Raw genomic sequence first — 16,852 nt, forward strand, 5'->3', positions numbered from 1 at the left:
GGCGCCGTGCGCCGACCGACCCGGATATCGCAGAGAAGATACTCTCCCGCCCTCGCTCTCCTTACTCCCCCTCAGTCGGAACGTCCTCCCCGCCGTCGGCCTTGCGGGCCGCCGCCCCCAACTCCCCTTCCCAGCGCAGGTACAGGGAATGCGGCACGCCCACGGCGTCCAGCACCCGGCCGGCCACGAAATCCACGAGTTCGCGCACGGTGGAGCCGCCGGCGTAGAAACCCGGCGAAGCGGGCAGCACCACCGCGCCCTGCGCGTCGAGCTCCACCAAGTGCTTCAACGTCACCCCGTTGAGTGGTGTCTCGCGCACGCATACGACGAGCGGCCGACGCTCCTTCAGGGTGACGCTGGCGACCCGCTGCAGCAGGTCCTTGCTCAGACCGAGCGCGATCCCGGCCACCGCGCCGGTGGTCGCGGGCACCACCAGCATGCCCTTGGCCGGGTACGAGCCGCTGGACGGGCCGGCCGCGAAGTCCCCGGCGGACCAGTAGCGGACGTCGTCCAGGCCGTCGTCCGGGCCCTCCACGCCCAGCCACTGCGCGAGGTCGGCACGCCAGTGGGCGTCCCGGAAGGAGATGCCGGTCTCGTCCAGGATGGTGAGCCGGGCGGCCCGGCTGACGATCAGGTCCACCGCCTCACCTGCGGCGAGCAGCGCCCGGATCACCGAGGCCGCGTACGGCGTCCCCGACGCTCCCGATACCCCGACCACCCACGGCTGACGCTTCGCAGTTCCCATGGGGCATTTCTATCCCGGCTTCACCTGCGGCTCCGGCCGGGGCGTGTCCCGGAGCTCGCCGCCCGGGCGGGGCGGAACGGGTCCCGGAGCGCGCGTCCCCTGGGAGGATGAGGGCATGGCAGCGACCCTCGTCGACCTCACCCATCAGGTGACCACCGCGATGCCGGTCTACCCCGGCGATCCGGCCGTACTGCTGGAGCCCGCGCTCACCACCGCGACGGCCGGGGTGAACGTGCTGGCCCTGCACCTCGGTTCGCAGTCCGGAACGCACGTGGACGCGCCGTACCACGTGGACGTCACCTGGCCGACCCTGGACGGGCTGCCGCTGGAGCGGTTCACCGGGCCAGCCGTGGTGGCCGACCTGCGCGGACTGGAGCCCCGGGCGCCCGTCACCCCCGAGCTGTTGGCGCCCGCCCTGGAGCGCTGCGGGGACGGTTCCGTACTGCTGCTGGCCACCGGCTGGGCCCGGCACTGGGGCACCGACGCCTACCTCGCCCACCCCAGCCTGACCGCCGAGGCGGCCGAGGCGATCGTCGCCGCCGGGGTGCGGACGGTCGGGGTGGACGCGCTGAGCGTCGACCCCACCCCCGACCCGGGCCCGGGCGACCCGGCGGTGGCCGCACTGCTCGCCGACCTCACCGATGAGCACGACCAGCCCGCCGAGGAACCGACGCTGGCCGCCCACCGGGTGCTGCTGGGGGCGGACGGCGGCGGGGTGATCGCCGAGAACCTGACCGACCTGCGGGCGCTGCTGGAGGCGCAGGAGGCGGGCCGGCCGGTGGAGGTCTCGCTGTTCCCGCTGCGGCTGGTGGCGGCGGACGGTGCTCCGGTACGGGCGGTGGCCCGGTTGGGCTGAACTCATGGGCCCACCCTGGCGCGGGACTTGGTCTAGACCATCACTCGGTGGCGCCAGTAGGCTGTCCGGCCATGGCTGAGATCATCGGAGTGATCGAGCGACTCTGGCGCTACCCCGTGAAATCCACCGGCGGCGAGCGGCTCGACTCCGTCGAGGTGGACGTGCGCGGCCTGGCCGGCGACCGCCTCTACGCCGTCCGCGACTCCGCCGGAAAGCTCGGCTCGGGCAAGAACACCCGCCGCTTCCGCCGGATGGACGGCCTGCTCCGACTCTCCGCCCGCCTCGGCCGCCGGATCGACGGCCCCGAGCTGTTCGACCCGCTCGGCCGCCCGGTCGACCACCCCACCGCCTTCCTGCGCGCCTACCTCCAGCGCGAGGACGTCGAACTCGCCCGCGAGGACGCCGTCTCGCACTTCGACCGGCTGCCGGTCAGCGTGCTCACCACCGCCACCCTGGACTGGGCCCGTGAGGCCGCCCCCTTCGCCGTGGTCGACGAGCGCCGCTTCCGCCCCAACATCGTGCTGCGCACCCCGCCCGACACCCCGCCCTTCGTCGAGGACGGCTGGTTCGGCCGGCAGGCGCGCACCGAGGCCCGGGACAGCGCCCGGCTCACCTTCGTCACCTCCAGCGAGCGCTGCGCGATGACCGGCGCCCCGCAACCCGGGCTGCCGCACGCCCCCGAGATCCTCAAGGCGATCGCGCACGCCCACGACGGCCGCCTCGACGCGCTCGCCGAGGTCGCCGCCCCGGGGCGACTGCGACTGGGCGACCGGCTGGTACTGGACTGAGCCGGGCAGCTTCGGAGTAAAACCGCAGGTCAGGGGCCTTCTCAAAGATTTCCAGAAAAAACTTCGAACCCACCTGCAACCCCCATGGGCCCCACACGTCTATGGGAGTGAGCGGCGGGGAAGCCCGCCGGAGCGAACCGAAGGCGACACCGGGGACACCACCCCGGACCTTGGGTCCGCCCGATACCGTGCTGATCGGCCAGCAGTAGAACGCTGCTGGTGAAACACCCTGGGGGGTATTCAGAATGTCTGTCGTGCGTGCACGTCGTTCCCGCTCCACCGTCCTCACCGCCGCCACCCTGGGCGTGCTGCTCGCCACCGGCGCCGTGGTCGCCTCCCCGGCCGCCTACGCCGCCGACGCCCCGGCCGCCGCCACCGCCCCGGCCGCGCCCACCGCCACCCCGTCCGCCGAGCCGACCGCCACCGCTTCGGCCGCGCCGACCGCCACCGCCACCCCGTCCGCCGAGCCGACCGCCAAGGCCACGGCCACGGCCGACAAGCCGTCGCTGCAGGTCAACGCGCCGGCGACGGTCGGCCGCGGCGGACAGCCGGTCGAGTTCACCGAGGCCATCACGAACCCCGGCGCCACCGAGGCCACGTACAAGCTGAGGATCGGCACGGATGGCGCGGGCCCCGTCTCGAAGAACGCCATCAAGGTCGACTACCGCGACGCGGACGGCACCTGGAAGCCCGTCGCCGACACGGTCTCCGGCCTGACCGTCGCCGCCGGTGCCACCAAGACGGTCCAGCTGCGCCTCACCACCGAGCTCGCGGCCTACTGGTCCAACGTGGACTCGACCGTCACGCTCGACTCCTCGGTGCTCGACGAGGACGGCGCCGTCCTCGTCGCGAGCACCAAGCAGGTCGCCGCCAAGGCCATCACCCTCCAGGTCAAGGACGCCCCCACCACCGCCGTCGCCGGCGGCGCCCCGGTCGAGTTCGACGTCACCATCAGCAACCGCAGCGCCTCCGGTTACACCAACGTCGACAAGGTCATCGAGGCCGACAAGCACAGCACCCTCCAGGTCCGGAAGGCCGACGGCAGCTGGCAGAACCTCACCGGCACCCCCGGCACCAGCGCCGGCCGGGTCACCTACCACCTCGCGGACGACCGGAACATGGCGCCGGGCGAGACCTTCACCAAGCACGTCCGGCTCGCCTACACCGCCGACGCCCCGCTCGGCACCGACTACATCCACCCGCAGGCGGTGCTCGACACCGGCAGCGGCTACGCCCCCTCCTACGTCGGCCCCCAGTACGTCCAGATCGACATCACCGCCGGGCCGACCCTCTCGGTGCAGGAGCCGGCGTCGGTCGGCAACGGGGGCAAGCCGGTCGAGTTCACCGAGACCGTCACCAACCCGGGCAGCACCGACGCGTCGTACACGCTGAAGCTGAACGCGAGCAACGCGTGGGCCCGCTCGAAGGACCGCATCACCCTCGACTACCGCGACGCGGACGGCACCTGGAAGCCCGTCACGCTGAACTTCAGCGTGGGCGACAAGGGCTTCGACTTCGCCGGTGAGATCCCGGGCGTGACCGTCGCCGCCGGTGCCACCAAGACCCTCCAGCTGCGCCTCGCCACCCCGGTCAACAACGACTGGCCCAACCAGAGCGGCACCATCACGCTCTCCTCCGCGATCGTGGACGCCGGGAACACCGTCGTCTCCGAGAGCACCAAGGACGTCGCGCTGAAGGCCCTCGTCGTGGAGACCAAGAACGCACCGACCACCGCCGTCATCGGCGGCGCCCCGGCCGAGTTCGACGTCACCGTGAACAACCCCAGCGCCTCGGACTTCGACAACCTCTCCCCCGTGCTGCTGGCCGACCAGCACAGCACCCTTCAGGTGCAGCAGGCCGACGGCAGCTGGGAGAACGTGACCGGCACCCCGAGCCCCCAGTCGGGCGGCCCGGTGAAGTACCACCTGACCAAGGACAAGAACCTGGCGGCCAACGCGTCCGTCACCAAGCACGTCCGCCTGGCCTTCACCGCCGGCGCCCCGGCCGGCATGACCGCCGTCAACCCGGCTGTCATCCTCGCCGAGGGTGGCCCGTACGCGGACGCGTACGTCGGCCCGCAGAGCTTCCGGGTGGACCTCGCCCCCGCGTCGTCCGGCGCCACCGACAACGGCACCGACAGCGCCGTCAAGGCCGGCTTCACCACCACCTCCGACAGCGCCTCCGGCACCACCGGCAGCACCGGCACCACCGGCAGCACCGACGGCACCCAGCTGGCCGGCGGCGAGCTCGCCCACACCGGTTCGGACGGCATGCTGCAGTCCGTGATGGGCGCCGCCGCGCTGCTGGTCAGCGGCATCGGCGCGGTGCTCTTCGCGCGTCGCCGCCGCAGCGCCTGATCCCCGCTCCGCCAGTCACCGAGCCCCGGCTCCCCGGCACTGTCCGGGGAGCCGGGGCTCGGCGCTTTCCGAGGCCGCGGACAGGCCCTAACCGCGGATCAGGCAGAAGGGGTGGCCGGCCGGGTCCGCGTAGACGCGCCACCGGCCGACGTCGCGCAGCCGTACGGCGCCGAGGGCGAGCACCTCGGGTTCGGCGGCGTCGAGATCCGGCACGTCGATGTCCAGGTGCGCCTGCTGCGGGTGCTCGGGGTCGGCCCAGCGGGGCGGGCGGTAGTCGGTGACGGCCTGGAAGCAGAGCACCGTGCCGTCGTCGAGGTGCAGGGTGGACCAGCCCGCGCCGAGTGACCAGCGCGGGTCCGGGCGGTCGACCTCGCCGCCGAGCAGACCGGCGTAGAAGCGGGCGAGTACGGCCGGGTCCGGGCAGTCGAGCACCAGGCACTGCAGTGTGCCGATCACGGTTCTCCTCAGGGTGTTTCCCCGGCCGGGCCGGGTCGGGTGACCGCCCGCAGGTAGGCGTCGGCGAAGAGCTCGAAGGTCTCGTCCAGCGAGGGCAGGCCGTCGCCGAGTACGGGTTCGAGTGCCGGCCGCAGCAGGACGTGGTTGAGCAGCGGGCCGAGCAGCAGCTGCACCAGTACCGGGAGCGGCAGCGGCCGCAGCCGTCCGGCCTCGACGTACGGCAGCAGCAGGCGGCCGAGGCTGTCGATGATCGGCGGCAGGTTGGCCGCCATCATCCGGGCGGCGGGGCCGTCCGGGCGGCTGAACAGGTCGGCGAAGACCGCCGGCATGATCCGCGGCTCGCCGGCGAAGGCGGTGAGGAAGGTGCGGTGGAGCGCCCGGACGGTGTCCTCCAGGCGCTCGGGCGGGTCGGCCGCCAGCGCCTCCAGGTCCGGCAGCGGGCCGTACTGCACGAAGACGGCGGCGAGCAGGCCGTCCCGCCCCTCGAAGACGGTGTGCAGGCTGGGCAGCGAGCATTCGGCGCGGTCCGCCACCGCGTCCAGGGTGACACCGCCCAGGCCGCGCTCGGAGACCAGGTGGGCGGCCGCCTCGATCGCGCGCTCCCGTACCGGCGGCCGTCCGCCCGGGTCGACGCCGGTCTGCCGGACCGCCTCGTCCAGTGGCGCCCGGGACCCGCCGAGCCTGCGCAGCAGCGTGCTGCGCGAGATGCCGGCCGCCGCCGCGATCGCCGTCAACGGGACGTCCGCGACGTCCTGCCCCCGCTCCTTCGCCGCCGTGAGCGCGGCCGACACCAGATCCTTCATGTGGAGCATCGTACTACTTGACACCTGAGACGGTTCCAGAGATTCTGTATATGCGAGTTCCACGCAGAGGTCGCACGGGGATCAGGGATCAGGGATCGAGGGGAGAGAGCCATGAGCGTCGTCATCTCCGGAGGCGGACCGGCCGGGATGGTGCTGGGCCTGATGCTGGCGCGGGCGGGCGTCGAGGTGACCGTGCTGGAGAAGCACGGCGACTTCCTGCGCGACTTCCGCGGCGACACCGTCCACGCGTCCACCGTGCGACTGATGGACGAACTCGGCCTGGGCCGGAAGTTCGCCGCCCTGCCGCAGAGCCGGCTCGGCAACATGGTGGTACCGGTGCCCGGCGTCGGGCAGGTCGCGCTGAGCGCCTTCGACAAGCTGCCCGCGCCGTACAACTACATCGCGATGGTCCCGCAGTGGGACCTGCTCGACTTCCTGGTGGCGGAGGCGAAGCAGGAGCCGACCTTCACCCTCCGGATGAACACCGAGGCGACCGGGCTGCTCCGGGAGGGCGGCCGGGTGGTCGGCGTGCGCTACCGCACCCGGGACGGCGAGGAGGGCGAGATCCGGGCCGCGCTCACCGTCGCCGCCGACGGCCGGCACTCCGCCCTGCGCCGGGAGGCCGGGCTGGAGCCCGAGGAGTACCCGGTGCCCTTCGACGTCTGGTGGTTCCGGCTGCCCCGGCACGCGAACGAGCAGGCCGCGCCGCCCAACCTCGCCCCCGGCTTCGGACACGGCGAGATGGCGCTCAGCCTGACCCGCGACGACTACTTCCAGATCGCCTACTTCCTGCCCAAGGGGGCCGACGCGCAGCGGCGCGCCGAGGGCGTCGAGCGCTTCCGCGAGCGGATCGCCCGGCTGATGCCCCAGTACGCCGACCGGGTCGACCGGTTGGCGGGCATGGACGACGTCCACCTGCTCGACGTCAAGCTCAACCGGCTCCGCCGCTGGTACACCGACGGTCTGCTGCTGATCGGCGACGCCGCCCACGCGATGTCCCCGGCCGGCGGGGTGGGCATCAACCTCGCCATCCAGGACGCCGTCGCGGCCGCCGCCCTGCTCGCCGAACCGCTGCGGCACGGCCGACCGACGCCCGCCGCCCTCGCCCGGGTGCAGCGGCGGCGCTGGCGCCCCACCGTGATCATGCAGCGGATGCAGCGGATGCTGCACAGCGTCATGTTCACCCCGGTGCTCAGCGGCCGCCGGGTCGGCCCGCCCGTCCAGTTCGCACTGCTCGCCCGCTACGTCCCGGCCGTCCGGACCGGCATCTCGCGGATGATCGCGCTCGGTCCGCGGCCGGAGCACGCACCGGACTTCGCGCGGCGACCGGCCGCGTGACGGACGGCCCACCGGCGCCGAACTGGAGGAGCTCGGCGGCAGCGGGCACTACCCGATGTACGAGGCCCCGGTGGCGCTGGCGTCCGCACTGGAGGGCTTCCTGCACAACTGACGGGTGGCGTGGCGGTCACCACGGGGGGCTGCGGCCTGTAGCAGGATCCTCCACGTAACCGACGGACCATCAGCACCGAGGAGGTCTCCATGGCCGACGTCCCGGCGAACCTCAAGTACACCAAGGACCACGAGTGGGTACTGGTCGAGGGGAAGACGGCCCGCGTGGGAATCACCGACTACGCGCAGAAGCAGCTCGGCGACATCGTCTTCGTCGAACTCCCCAAGGTCGGCGCCAAGCGCGAGGCCGAACAGGCCTTCGGCTCGGTGGAGTCCGTCAAGTCGGTCAGCGAGCTCTACGCCCCGGTCTCCGGGACGGTCGCCCAGGTGAACGAGGAGCTGATCAGCGATGCCGAGCTGGTCAACACCGACCCGTACGGCGACGGTTGGATGATCGAGCTCACGATCACCAAGGCCGGCGAGCTGGACGGCCTCCTCACGGCCGCCGAGTACGAGGCCCACATCGGTTGAGAGCACCGTGGCGAGCCCCGGCCGCCCTCGGGCCCCCGCCCGAGGGCGGCCGGGCGCTTCACCCGCCCGGCGAGGGCCCTGCGCCACCGGATGAGGCAGGCGAGCGGCGGGCGGCAACCTCCCGTGGGGCAGCCGTCGATCAGGAAGTCGGGATCACGCGCTGCTGGCGAGCCCGTCCAGTTCGGCGGCGATGGCGGCGCGAAGCGCGTCGTGGGCGGGGCCGAGGGCGTGCTGCGGATCCCCCCAGTGGGTGGGCGGGTAGAGCCAGACGGGCTTCTCCACCAAGTGCTCAGGCTCCCAGTCGTAGCGGGGCCAGACGTGGGTGTGCAGGAACGGGTCCTTGTTGCCGAGGATCTCGATGTTGACCCGGCGGAAGGCCGGGTCGGCGGCGCGGCAGGCCCGTTCGACGGCCTCACCGAGGCGGTCGAGGTCGGAGAGGTACGCGAGGCGGCGCAGGCGGGGCAGGTCGGTGAGCCGTTCCACGCCCGGCGTGTCGGTCAGCAGGACCGAGTAGCCGGGCAGGAACTGGATGTCTCCGATGACAGCGAAGCCCGCACCCAACTGCCGTAGCACGGTGGGGTTCTCACCGCGCAGTGCCGTGCCGATGCGGTCGGCTCGCCAGTCGGCCGTCACGAACCGAACTCGCCGTCGCGGACCGAACCCGGGCGGGCGTCGTCGACTTCGATGCAGTTGTTGTTGCCTCCGCCGCTGCAACTGCTCTTGCCAGTCAAAGCGTCACCCGATCAGATTCCGAGACCGCGAACGATCAGGTCCAGCAGGGCGAAGCAGAACAGCGAAATGCCCACGAACCCGTTGGTCTGGAAGAACGCCCGATTCAGCTTCGACAGGTCGTTCGGCTTCACGATGGTGTGCTCGTACACGAACGCGCCGGCGACGACCACGAGGCCGATCCAGAATGCCGCTCCGGCACCCGACAGGAGCGCGAACCAGCCCAACAGAAGCGTTGTGAGGACGTGGCACACGCGCGCGCCCCAGATCGCCGCCGGGATGCCGAAACGGGCCGGTACCGAGCGCACCTTGCCGTGGCGGTCGGACTCGACGTCCTGGCAGGCGTAGATGAGGTCGAAGCCGCCGATCCAGATGCCGACCGCGACGCCCAGGACCACGGCCTCCCAGGACCAACCGCCCGTCACCGCCAGCCAGGCGCCCACCGGCCCCATCGCCTGGGCGATGCCCAGGATCGCCTGCGGGAAGTCGGTGAACCGCTTGCCGTACGGGTAGACCACCATCGGCACCACGGCGACCGGCGCGAGCGCCAGGCACAGCGGGTTGAGCATGGCCGCCGCGCCGAGGAACACCACGAGCGCCACGGCCGACCCGACGTACGCCGTCTTCAACGACACGGCCCCGGTGACCAGTTCGCGCGAAGCCGTGCGCGGGTTCCGGGCGTCGATCTCGCGGTCGATGATCCGGTTGGCCGCCATGGCGAAGGTCCGCAGGCCGACCATGCACACCGTGACGATGAACAGCTCGCCCCAGTGCACCCGCTTGTCGGCGAGGAACATGGCCGTCAGCGCGGCGATGTAGGCGAAGGGCAGGGCGAAGACCGAGTGCTCGATCATCACCAGGCGCAGGAAGGCCTTCGTACGGCCCGGGGCCTCGATGGCGGCGGTGCTGCTCACAGCCCGTACTCCTTCCAGCGGCGCGAGACCAGCGCGGCCGTCGCCGGGTCCGAGGACACCATCTCCGGCCAGCCGCCGTCCCGGGTGTACCCCTCCTCCGGCAGCTTGCGGGTCGCGTCGATGCCCGCCTTGCCGCCCCAGAACTGCTGGTAGGAGGCGTGGTCGAGGTGGTCGACCGGGCCCTCGACGACGGTGAGGTCCCGGCTGTAGTCGACGTTGCCGAAGGCGCGCCAGGCGACCTCCTGGTAGTCGTGCACGTCGCAGTCGGCGTCCACCACGATGATCAGCTTGGTCAGCGACATCATGTGGGCGCCCCAGATGGCGTGCATCGTCTTCTGGGCGTGCTTGGGGTACTTCTTGTCGATCGAGACGATCACGCAGTTGTGGAAGCCGCCGGCCTCGGGCAGGTCGTAGTCGACGATGTCCGGGATGATGATCTTCAGCAGCGGCAGGAAGAAGCGCTCGGTGAACTTGCCCAGCGGGCCGTCCTCCGTCGGCGGGCGGCCGACCACGATGGACTGCAGGATCGGACGGCGGCGCATCGTCACGCAGTCGATCTTGAGCGCCGGGAACGGCTCCTGCGGGGTGTAGAAGCCGGTGTGGTCGCCGAACGGGCCCTCGGGGAGCATCTCGCCGGGCTCCAGCCAGCCCTCCAGCACCACCTCGGCGTCGGCCGGGACCTGGAGCGGGACGGTCTTGCAGTCGACCATCCGCACCCGCTCGCCCGCGACGAAGCCGGCGAAGAGGTACTCGTCGATGTCCCCGGGCAGCGGCGCGGTGGCCGCGTAGGTGACGGCCGGCGGGCAGCCGAAGGCGATCGCGACCGGGAGGCGCTCGCCGCGCTTGGCCGCCACGGCGGCGTGGTTGCGGCTGTCCTTGTGGATCTGCCAGTGCATCCCGATGGTGCGGCGGTCGTGACGCTGGAGCCGGTAGAGGCCGAGGTTGCGGATGCCGCTGTCGGGGTCCTTGGTGTGGGTGAGGCCCAGGTTGAAGAAGGAGCCGCCGTCCAGCGGCCAGGTGAAGAGGGCGGGCAGCTCGTCCAGGTTGACGTCGTCGCCGGTGAGCACGACCTCCTGGACCGGGGCGTCCTTCACGTGCCGGGGCGGGACGTGCGCCATCGAGGCGAGCTTGCCGAAGGCGTCCCGGAAACCGGTGAAGCCCTGCGGCAGTTCGGGCTTGAGCAGGCCGGCGATCTTCTCGGAGATGTCGTCCGGTCCCTTGAGGCCGAGCGCCTTGGCCAGGCGGCGTTCGGTGCCGAAGACGTTCATCGCCAGCGGCATCGACGAACCCTTGACGTTCTCGAACAACAGCGCCGGGCCCTTGGCCTTCTGCACCCGGTCGACGATCTCGCCGATCTCCAGGTGGGGGTCCACCTCCGCCTTGATGCGCTTGAGGTCGCCCTCGCGGTCGAGGGCCCGGAGAAACGAGCGGAGATCGTCGTATGCCATGCCTGTCAGTATCCGCCACCCGATAGCCTGGCTTGCGTCAAGGGCCCCGGGAGGCGCCCGTCACTACCGCCGTCGCCGGGGGGGAGATCGCAGCCGTGCTGAGGATTCTTCTGACCATCGTCCTTCCGCTCGCGCTGTGGGTGTGGGCGTTCATCGACTGCCTGGTCACCCCCGAGGACGAGGTGAAGCACCTGCCGAAGCCGATCTGGCTGATCATCGTGCTGCTCTTCCCGCCGCTGGGCCCGATCGCCTGGCTGGTGGCCGGCAAGCAGCGCGGCTTCCTGCGGGCCGGCGCGGCCGGTGCGGCGGGCGGGTACCCGGGGCAGCCGGCCGGCGCCCCGCGCCGCGGGCGTCCGCTGGCACCGGACGACGACCCCGAGTTCCTCGCCTCCCTGAAGGGCGGCTCCGCGAAGGGCGACGCCCCGAGGAGCGACTCCTTGAAGAGGAGCGACAAGGAGCACGAGGACATGCTCAGGCAGTGGGAGGCCGATCTGCGTCGCCGCGAGGAGGAACTGCGCGGTGGGGACGAGCCGGAGGACGGCCGAAAGAGCTGATCGGAGCGGTTGGCCCACTCCCTCGGACGGCCCACCCGGGACTCCTCGGGTGGGCCGCGACGTTTTTGGCGCTTCCCTACGACTTCGGGCCCTCTAGCACGGGTCGGCCCCATCGCCGTGCCGAACTTGAGCCGAGCTTGAGCAGCGCACAAGATGCGCGCCCTACATTGTTGAGAGACAGCCCTGACCTGCGCTTTTCTTCATGCTCAGATCATCGGACCATCAGCTGGCCGACAACCCCCAGTATTCGAACGGATACCGAGCGCCGAGGCTTCGACGCGACCGCTTCTGTGCAGGCCTGACAGCTAAACGAACTCGACCTTGTACGGAATCGACGCCGAAACCAGTGCACGGCCCCTCGTACAGTCATAAGTGAAGAAGTGATTCGCAGCTGGGGGTACAGCAGACGTCGGCTGTCGGACAGTTCCCTCACCCTTGGAGTGGTTCGAGATGACGGTTGTGCATGAGGCGCCGGTCGGCGGCGAGGTCCCCGAGGTCCCGGTCGACGCCCGCGGGCGAGTCGCCGAGCTGCACGAGCTCCGCGAGAAGGTGCGGCGCGGCCCGAGCGAGAAGGCCACCGAGGCCCAGCACGCGAAGGGCAAGCTGACCGCCCGCGAGCGCATCGAGCTGCTGCTGGACGAGGGCTCCTTCCACGAGGTCGAGCCGCTGCGCCGGCACCGCGCCCAGGGCTTCGGCCTGGAGGCCAAGAAGCCGCACACCGACGGCGTGATCGTCGGCTGGGGCACCGTGCACGGGCGCACCGTCTTCACCTACGCGCACGACTTCCGGATCTTCGGCGGCGCGCTGGGCGAGGCCCACGCGCAGAAGATCCACAAGATCATGGACATGGCCATCGCGGCCGGTGCCCCGCTGGTGTCGCTGAACGACGGCGCCGGCGCCCGCATCCAGGAGGGCGTCACCGCCCTCGCCGGCTACGGCGGCATCTTCCAGCGCAACACCAAGGCCTCGGGTGTCATCCCGCAGATCTCGGTGATGCTCGGCCCGTGCGCCGGCGGCGCCGCGTACTCGCCCGCGCTGACCGACTTCGTCTTCATGGTCCGCGAGACCTCGCAGATGTTCATCACCGGCCCGGACGTGGTCCAGGCGGTGACCGGCGAGAAGATCAGCCAGAACGGCCTGGGCGGCGCCGACGTGCACGCCGGGGTCTCGGGCGTCTCGCACTTCGTCTACGACGACGAGCAGTCCTGCATCGAGGAGGTCCGCTACCTCCTGTCGCTGCTGCCGCAGAACAACCGCGAGATGCCGCCGCCGGTCATGACCGAGGACCCGGTCGAGCGGCGCAACGACAGCCTGCTGGACCTGGTGCCCGCCGACGGCAACCGCCCGTACGACATGCGCAAGGTGATCGAGGAGATCGTCGACCACGGCGAGTACCTGGAGGTCCACGAGCGCTGGGCCACCAACGTGCTGTGCGTGCTGGCCCGGATCGACGGCCACGTCACCGGCATCATCGCCAACCAGCCGCAGTCGCTGGCCGGCGTGCTGGACATCAACGCCAGCGAGAAGGCCGCGCGCTTCGTCCAGATGTGCGACGCCTTCAACATCCCGCTGGTCACCCTGCTGGACGTCCCGGGCTTCCTGCCCGGCGTGGACCAGGAGCACGGCGGCATCATCCGGCACGGCGCCAAGCTGCTGTACGCGTACTGCAACGCCACCGTGCCGCGCATCTCGCTGATCCTGCGCAAGGCCTACGGCGGCGCCTACATCGTCATGGACTCCCGCTCCATCGGTGCGGACCTGTCCTACGCCTGGCCGACCAACGAGATCGCGGTGATGGGTGCCGAGGGCGCCGCCAACGTCATCTTCCGCCGCGAGATCAACGGCGCCGAGGACCCGGACGCCATGCGCGCCCAGAAGATCAAGGAATACAAGAACGAGCTGATGCACCCGTACTACGCGGCCGAGCGCGGCCTCGTGGACGACGTCATCGACCCGGCCGAGACCCGGCAGGTGATCGCCGCCGCCCTGGCGATGCTCCGCACCAAGCACGCCGACCTGCCCAGCCGCAAGCACGGCAACCCGCCGATGTAGCACCTGCACGACGTAGCACCCGCACGACGCAGCAAGCAGCAGGCCGTACCGAGCGACACCACACACACCACTTTTCACCGGGGGAGAAACCAGAACATGACCGCTTCCGCCGAACCCCTCGTCCGTATCGTCCACGGCAGCCTCTCCGACGAGGAACTCGCCGCCCTCACCGCCGTTCTGCTGGCCCGCGCGGCCGCGGCCCAGCAGACCGCCGCCATCGCGCCGGTCGAGCCGATCGCCAACTGGCAGCGCCTGGAGCGCCGCCCGGCCTACTACTCGCCGGTCAGCTGGCAGCAGGCCGCCTGACGGTCCGGAGCCCTTCCCGCGGCCGGTCACCCACCCGGGTGGCCGGCCGTCGGGGCGTCCGCACCGGCGTCCGCACGCCGTGTACGCCCGTCCGGTCGGGTGCGAAGCGGCTCGGTAGAATACCTACTGGACGGTATGCGCCCGTCGCCCCGTCGGGTCCCCATAGGATCGGCCGCTGCCGAGGTAGAGAACTTTCCAGGGAGGCTGCGATGGCCAGGCAGGCCCGCGCGCTGGCGACCCGCCAGGCGGTACTCCTCGCAGCGGCCGAGGTGTTCGACGAACGGGGCTACGCCGCCGCCACGATGTCCGAGATCCTGGACCGGGCCGGCGTCACCAAGGGCGCGCTGTACTTCCACTTCCACTCCAAGGAGGAGCTGGCGCTCGCCGTCATCGAGGGCCAGGGCGCCTGGATCGCCTCCTGGGAGCCCTCCTCGGACAGCCCGGTGCAGACCCTGATCGACCTCGGGTACGCCTTCGCGCACGCGCTCCAGGAGGACCCGCTGGTGCGCGGCAGCATCCGGCTGACGATCGAGCACGGCAGCTTCACCCAGCCGCAGATCGCCGCCTACCAGGGCTGGATGGACCTGGTCCGCGAGCTGCTGGAGCGCGCCCGGGACGCCGGGGAGCTCCACCCGGGGATCGACCTGGCGGCGGCCTCCGGGGTGATCACCGGGGCGGTCACCGGGATCCAGCTGAGCTCCCAGGTGCTGGCCGACCGGCGGGACCTGATCCAGCGGATGGCCCACCTGTGGACGCTGCTGCTGCCGGGGCTGGTGCAGCCGCACGCGCTCGCCCGGCTGAGCGTGGCCGAGCACGCCGCCTCCTGAGGACCGCCTCCCGAAAGCCTCAGGTCCGGTAGCCCGGGCAGCGCTCCGCCGCCACCAGGGCCGGCAGCGCCGCCGCCCAGAGCCGGCGGACGGCCTCCCGCGCGGGCCGGCCGACCTCCTCGGCGGCCAGCAGCACCTGGCCCGCCGCCACCGAGCTGAGCAGCTCCGCGCAGGCCCGCCGGTCCAGCCCGGGGCGCAGCTCGCCGGCCTCGGCGGCGCGGTCCAGCAGCCGGTGGACGACGGCGGTGAGGCTGCGCCAGGTGGCGTCGCCGGGCGGGGCGGCGGCGTCCGGGACACCGCCCGGGCGCGGCCCCGGGCGGCCGATCCGGATGCCCGCCCGCACCACCACGTCCTCACGCAGCAGCCGGGCCAGCTCGTGCGAGAAGTCGATCAGCCTCTGGACGGCCGGGCCCTCGGCGCGCAGGGCGCGCAGCGCGGCCGAGCCGACCTCCCGCCCGGCGGCGGCCCGGACACCGTCGGCCAGGGCCTGCTTGGAGACGAAATGGAAGTAGAGGGCGCCCTTGCTCACCCCGGCCCGGCGGCTGATGTCGACCAGGCTGGCGGCCTCGAAGCCGACCTGGGCGAAGGTGTCCGCCGCGGCGAGCAACACGGCCTGCCTGGTCCGCCCCGCGCGTTCCTGCTTGACCACTGACCCCTCCGGACTCGGCCGGACGCGCTTCCCCGCCCCGTCCGGCTGCTGTCGGCTCGCCCTCGGTGGGGGGCGGCGCCTGGCATGCGGATGGCATCAGCCAAAACCGCATAGTTGGTATCTAATCTAGCGCCTTTGCCGACCCCGCCGTCCAGCGGGGACGACCCCCGTCCAAGGTCTGCCCTCCCCCGTTTCGGGCATTCCCGCAGCCCAGGGGCCAGGTAGCGTGGTCGGACCGGGCGATGTGGCGGGGGGTGACCCCGGCCGCAGAACACAAACCGGGTGGTATGTATGTTTTGCTGTGGGGCGTCCATAGCGGCCGCTCGACCGACACCCTGGAACGGGGCCAGTCATGCCATTGATCGTAGAGCCGGACGCCGACGGCCCGTACGCCCACCCCGGCCCCGGCACTCACCTCGGCCACGGCGTCGACTCCGGCTACGACTTCCACGACCGGACCGTCTCCCGGCACCTGGTGCACCGCGCCTCGGTGTCCGAGGTCTTCCTCACCGGCTGGCAGGCCACCGGCCCGTACGATTTCCTGCTCGGCGCCCAGTGGCCCCGGATGCACGGCTTCTACCGGCTGCCCGGGGACCGCTACCACGACCCGGTGCTGATGGCCGAAACCGTCCGGCAGGCCGGACTGCTGATCGGCCACGCCGGCTTCGGGGTGCCGCGCGACCACCACTTCGTTCTGGAGGACCTCGGCTACGCGCTCGGCGAGGCGGGCCTGCCGGGCCTCGCCGTCACCACCGGGCCCGCCTCGCTGATGCTGACCGTCGGCTGCGAGGACGTCCGGATGCGGCACGGTCGGCTGGCCTCGCTGCGGATCCACGCCGAGATCACCCGGGACGGCCTGCGGATCGGCCACGGCTCCGGCCAGCTGCGCGTGCTCACCCCCGCCTCCTACGAACGGCTGCGCGGCCCCGGGCGGCCCGGCCCCACCCCGCCGCGGCCGCCGGCACCCGCCGCGCCCGAACTCGTCGGCCGGGCGGAGCCCGCGGACGTGGTGCTCAGCCCGACCCTGCGGCCGGACACCTGGCTGCTGCGGGCCGACGCCGAGCACCCGGTGCTGTTCGACCAGGCGCTGGACCACGTGCCCGGGATGCTGGTGCTGGAGGCCGCCCGGCAGGCCGCCCAACGGCTGCACCACCCCGAGCCGGTGGTCCCGGTCGAGCTGGTGACCGCCTTCGACCACTACATCGAGCTGGACCGGCCCTGCTTCGTCCGGGCGGTGCGCGAGCAGTCGCCGGACGGCCGGCGCACGCCCGTCCTGGTCCGGTTGGTCCAGGACGGGCGGACGGCGGCCGAGTGCCGGCTGCTCACCGAACCGATCGACGGCCCGCGGGTGCCGGTCCGGCGGGACGCCTTCGACGGCCGCCCCGCCTCCCCGGGCCTCGGCAGCACCCGGCTGCCGCTGGCGAGTTGAGCCCTCCCCCAGGGCCTGC

Annotated in this window: 17 protein-coding genes; 10 read left to right on the top strand and 7 right to left on the bottom strand. The window is 72.0% G+C overall.

What is annotated here, in order from left to right; all coding sequences use genetic code 11:
* Positions 1 to 61: 61 nt before the first annotated feature.
* Complete coding sequence (locus ACH4E7_RS08670; protein ID WP_396248269.1) at positions 62 to 745, bottom strand: UbiX family flavin prenyltransferase; 684 nt, start codon at positions 743 to 745, stop codon at positions 62 to 64.
* A gap of 115 nt (positions 746 to 860) precedes the next feature.
* Between ACH4E7_RS08670 and ACH4E7_RS08675 the strand changes: the two genes are divergently transcribed.
* The 3 genes from ACH4E7_RS08675 (at position 861) to ACH4E7_RS08685 (ending at position 4,746) form a co-directional block, all read left to right on the top strand.
* Positions 861 to 1,601 (top strand): cyclase family protein, encoded by a 741-nt coding sequence (locus ACH4E7_RS08675; protein ID WP_396248270.1) that lies wholly within the window; start codon positions 861 to 863, stop codon positions 1,599 to 1,601.
* A gap of 71 nt (positions 1,602 to 1,672) precedes the next feature.
* Positions 1,673 to 2,389 carry an MOSC domain-containing protein gene (locus ACH4E7_RS08680; RefSeq protein WP_396248271.1) on the top strand — a complete coding sequence of 239 codons (717 nt, stop codon included), beginning with the start codon at positions 1,673 to 1,675 and terminating at the stop codon, positions 2,387 to 2,389.
* Between the two features lie 254 nt (positions 2,390 to 2,643).
* The gene (locus ACH4E7_RS08685) at positions 2,644 to 4,746 is read left to right on the top strand and encodes an LPXTG cell wall anchor domain-containing protein (RefSeq protein ID WP_396248272.1); all 2,103 of its coding nucleotides are present in this window, start codon (positions 2,644 to 2,646) and stop codon (positions 4,744 to 4,746) included.
* 87 nt (positions 4,747 to 4,833) lie between these two features.
* On the opposite strand, the gene ACH4E7_RS08690 is transcribed toward ACH4E7_RS08685, so the two are convergent.
* Positions 4,834 to 5,202, bottom strand: coding sequence for a VOC family protein (locus ACH4E7_RS08690; RefSeq protein WP_396248273.1), 369 nt, complete (start codon positions 5,200 to 5,202; stop codon positions 4,834 to 4,836).
* A gap of 8 nt (positions 5,203 to 5,210) precedes the next feature.
* On the bottom strand, positions 5,211 to 6,005 hold the full coding sequence (locus tag ACH4E7_RS08695) for a TetR/AcrR family transcriptional regulator (RefSeq protein ID WP_396248274.1): 795 nt from the start codon (positions 6,003 to 6,005) through the stop codon (positions 5,211 to 5,213).
* Between the two features lie 111 nt (positions 6,006 to 6,116).
* Between ACH4E7_RS08695 and ACH4E7_RS08700 the strand changes: the two genes are divergently transcribed.
* Both ACH4E7_RS08700 and gcvH read left to right on the top strand, forming a co-directional pair.
* Positions 6,117 to 7,343 (top strand): FAD-dependent oxidoreductase, encoded by a 1,227-nt coding sequence (locus ACH4E7_RS08700; RefSeq protein WP_396248275.1) that lies wholly within the window; start codon positions 6,117 to 6,119, stop codon positions 7,341 to 7,343.
* Positions 7,344 to 7,544: 201 nt separating this feature from the next.
* Positions 7,545 to 7,925, top strand: a complete 381-nt coding sequence (gene gcvH, locus ACH4E7_RS08705; RefSeq protein ID WP_396248276.1) for a glycine cleavage system protein GcvH — start codon at positions 7,545 to 7,547, stop codon at positions 7,923 to 7,925.
* Between the two features lie 153 nt (positions 7,926 to 8,078).
* On the opposite strand, the gene ACH4E7_RS08710 is transcribed toward gcvH, so the two are convergent.
* The 3 genes from ACH4E7_RS08710 to ACH4E7_RS08720 all read right to left on the bottom strand — a co-directional run bounded on the left by ACH4E7_RS08710 (position 8,079) and on the right by ACH4E7_RS08720 (position 11,016).
* Positions 8,079 to 8,558, bottom strand: coding sequence for a diadenosine tetraphosphate hydrolase (locus ACH4E7_RS08710; protein WP_396248277.1), 480 nt, complete (start codon positions 8,556 to 8,558; stop codon positions 8,079 to 8,081).
* 110 nt (positions 8,559 to 8,668) lie between these two features.
* The gene (gene mqnP / locus ACH4E7_RS08715; RefSeq protein WP_396248278.1) at positions 8,669 to 9,568 is read right to left on the bottom strand and encodes a menaquinone biosynthesis prenyltransferase MqnP; all 900 of its coding nucleotides are present in this window, start codon (positions 9,566 to 9,568) and stop codon (positions 8,669 to 8,671) included.
* Positions 9,565 to 11,016, bottom strand: coding sequence for a menaquinone biosynthesis decarboxylase (locus tag ACH4E7_RS08720; RefSeq protein WP_396248279.1), 1,452 nt, complete (start codon positions 11,014 to 11,016; stop codon positions 9,565 to 9,567). The genes mqnP and ACH4E7_RS08720 overlap by 4 nt, the downstream gene beginning before the upstream one ends.
* Positions 11,017 to 11,111: 95 nt before the next feature.
* Here ACH4E7_RS08720 and ACH4E7_RS08725 point away from each other — a divergent pair, with 95 nt between their 5' ends.
* The 4 genes from ACH4E7_RS08725 (at position 11,112) to ACH4E7_RS08740 (ending at position 14,755) form a co-directional block, all read left to right on the top strand.
* On the top strand, positions 11,112 to 11,570 hold the full coding sequence (locus ACH4E7_RS08725) for a PLD nuclease N-terminal domain-containing protein (protein WP_396248280.1): 459 nt from the start codon (positions 11,112 to 11,114) through the stop codon (positions 11,568 to 11,570).
* A gap of 450 nt (positions 11,571 to 12,020) precedes the next feature.
* Positions 12,021 to 13,622 carry an acyl-CoA carboxylase subunit beta gene (locus ACH4E7_RS08730; protein ID WP_396248281.1) on the top strand — a complete coding sequence of 534 codons (1,602 nt, stop codon included), beginning with the start codon at positions 12,021 to 12,023 and terminating at the stop codon, positions 13,620 to 13,622.
* A 96-nt stretch (positions 13,623 to 13,718) separates the two neighbouring features.
* Positions 13,719 to 13,928, top strand: coding sequence for an acyl-CoA carboxylase epsilon subunit (locus ACH4E7_RS08735; RefSeq protein ID WP_396248282.1), 210 nt, complete (start codon positions 13,719 to 13,721; stop codon positions 13,926 to 13,928).
* A gap of 209 nt (positions 13,929 to 14,137) precedes the next feature.
* Entirely contained in the window at positions 14,138 to 14,755 is a 618-nt protein-coding gene (locus ACH4E7_RS08740) for a ScbR family autoregulator-binding transcription factor (protein WP_396248283.1), read from the top strand.
* 19 nt (positions 14,756 to 14,774) lie between these two features.
* Here the strand turns inward: ACH4E7_RS08740 and ACH4E7_RS08745 are convergent, their stop codons facing one another.
* Positions 14,775 to 15,404 carry a ScbR family autoregulator-binding transcription factor gene (locus ACH4E7_RS08745; RefSeq protein ID WP_396248284.1) on the bottom strand — a complete coding sequence of 210 codons (630 nt, stop codon included), beginning with the start codon at positions 15,402 to 15,404 and terminating at the stop codon, positions 14,775 to 14,777.
* Between the two features lie 352 nt (positions 15,405 to 15,756).
* Here ACH4E7_RS08745 and ACH4E7_RS08750 point away from each other — a divergent pair, with 352 nt between their 5' ends.
* Positions 15,757 to 16,833 (top strand): ScbA/BarX family gamma-butyrolactone biosynthesis protein, encoded by a 1,077-nt coding sequence (locus ACH4E7_RS08750; RefSeq protein ID WP_396248286.1) that lies wholly within the window; start codon positions 15,757 to 15,759, stop codon positions 16,831 to 16,833.
* Positions 16,834 to 16,852 lie beyond the last annotated feature (19 nt).

This window comes from Kitasatospora sp. NPDC018058 (genome assembly GCF_044327205.1).
GTDB lineage: Bacteria > Actinomycetota > Actinomycetes > Streptomycetales > Streptomycetaceae > Kitasatospora.

Coding starts and splice junctions, on each gene's coding strand:
- ACH4E7_RS08735 (WP_396248282.1), top strand. CDS start 13,719: ATGACCGCTTCCGCCGAACCCCTCGTCCGTATCGTCCACGGCAGCCTC.
- ACH4E7_RS08680 (WP_396248271.1), top strand. CDS start 1,673: ATGGCTGAGATCATCGGAGTGATCGAGCGACTCTGGCGCTACCCCGTG.
- ACH4E7_RS08740 (WP_396248283.1), top strand. CDS start 14,138: ATGGCCAGGCAGGCCCGCGCGCTGGCGACCCGCCAGGCGGTACTCCTC.
- ACH4E7_RS08670 (WP_396248269.1), bottom strand. CDS start 745: ATGGGAACTGCGAAGCGTCAGCCGTGGGTGGTCGGGGTATCGGGAGCG.
- ACH4E7_RS08695 (WP_396248274.1), bottom strand. CDS start 6,005: ATGAAGGATCTGGTGTCGGCCGCGCTCACGGCGGCGAAGGAGCGGGGG.
- ACH4E7_RS08720 (WP_396248279.1), bottom strand. CDS start 11,016: ATGGCATACGACGATCTCCGCTCGTTTCTCCGGGCCCTCGACCGCGAG.
- ACH4E7_RS08700 (WP_396248275.1), top strand. CDS start 6,117: ATGAGCGTCGTCATCTCCGGAGGCGGACCGGCCGGGATGGTGCTGGGC.
- ACH4E7_RS08675 (WP_396248270.1), top strand. CDS start 861: ATGGCAGCGACCCTCGTCGACCTCACCCATCAGGTGACCACCGCGATG.
- gcvH (WP_396248276.1), top strand. CDS start 7,545: ATGGCCGACGTCCCGGCGAACCTCAAGTACACCAAGGACCACGAGTGG.
- ACH4E7_RS08750 (WP_396248286.1), top strand. CDS start 15,757: ATGCCATTGATCGTAGAGCCGGACGCCGACGGCCCGTACGCCCACCCC.
- ACH4E7_RS08730 (WP_396248281.1), top strand. CDS start 12,021: ATGACGGTTGTGCATGAGGCGCCGGTCGGCGGCGAGGTCCCCGAGGTC.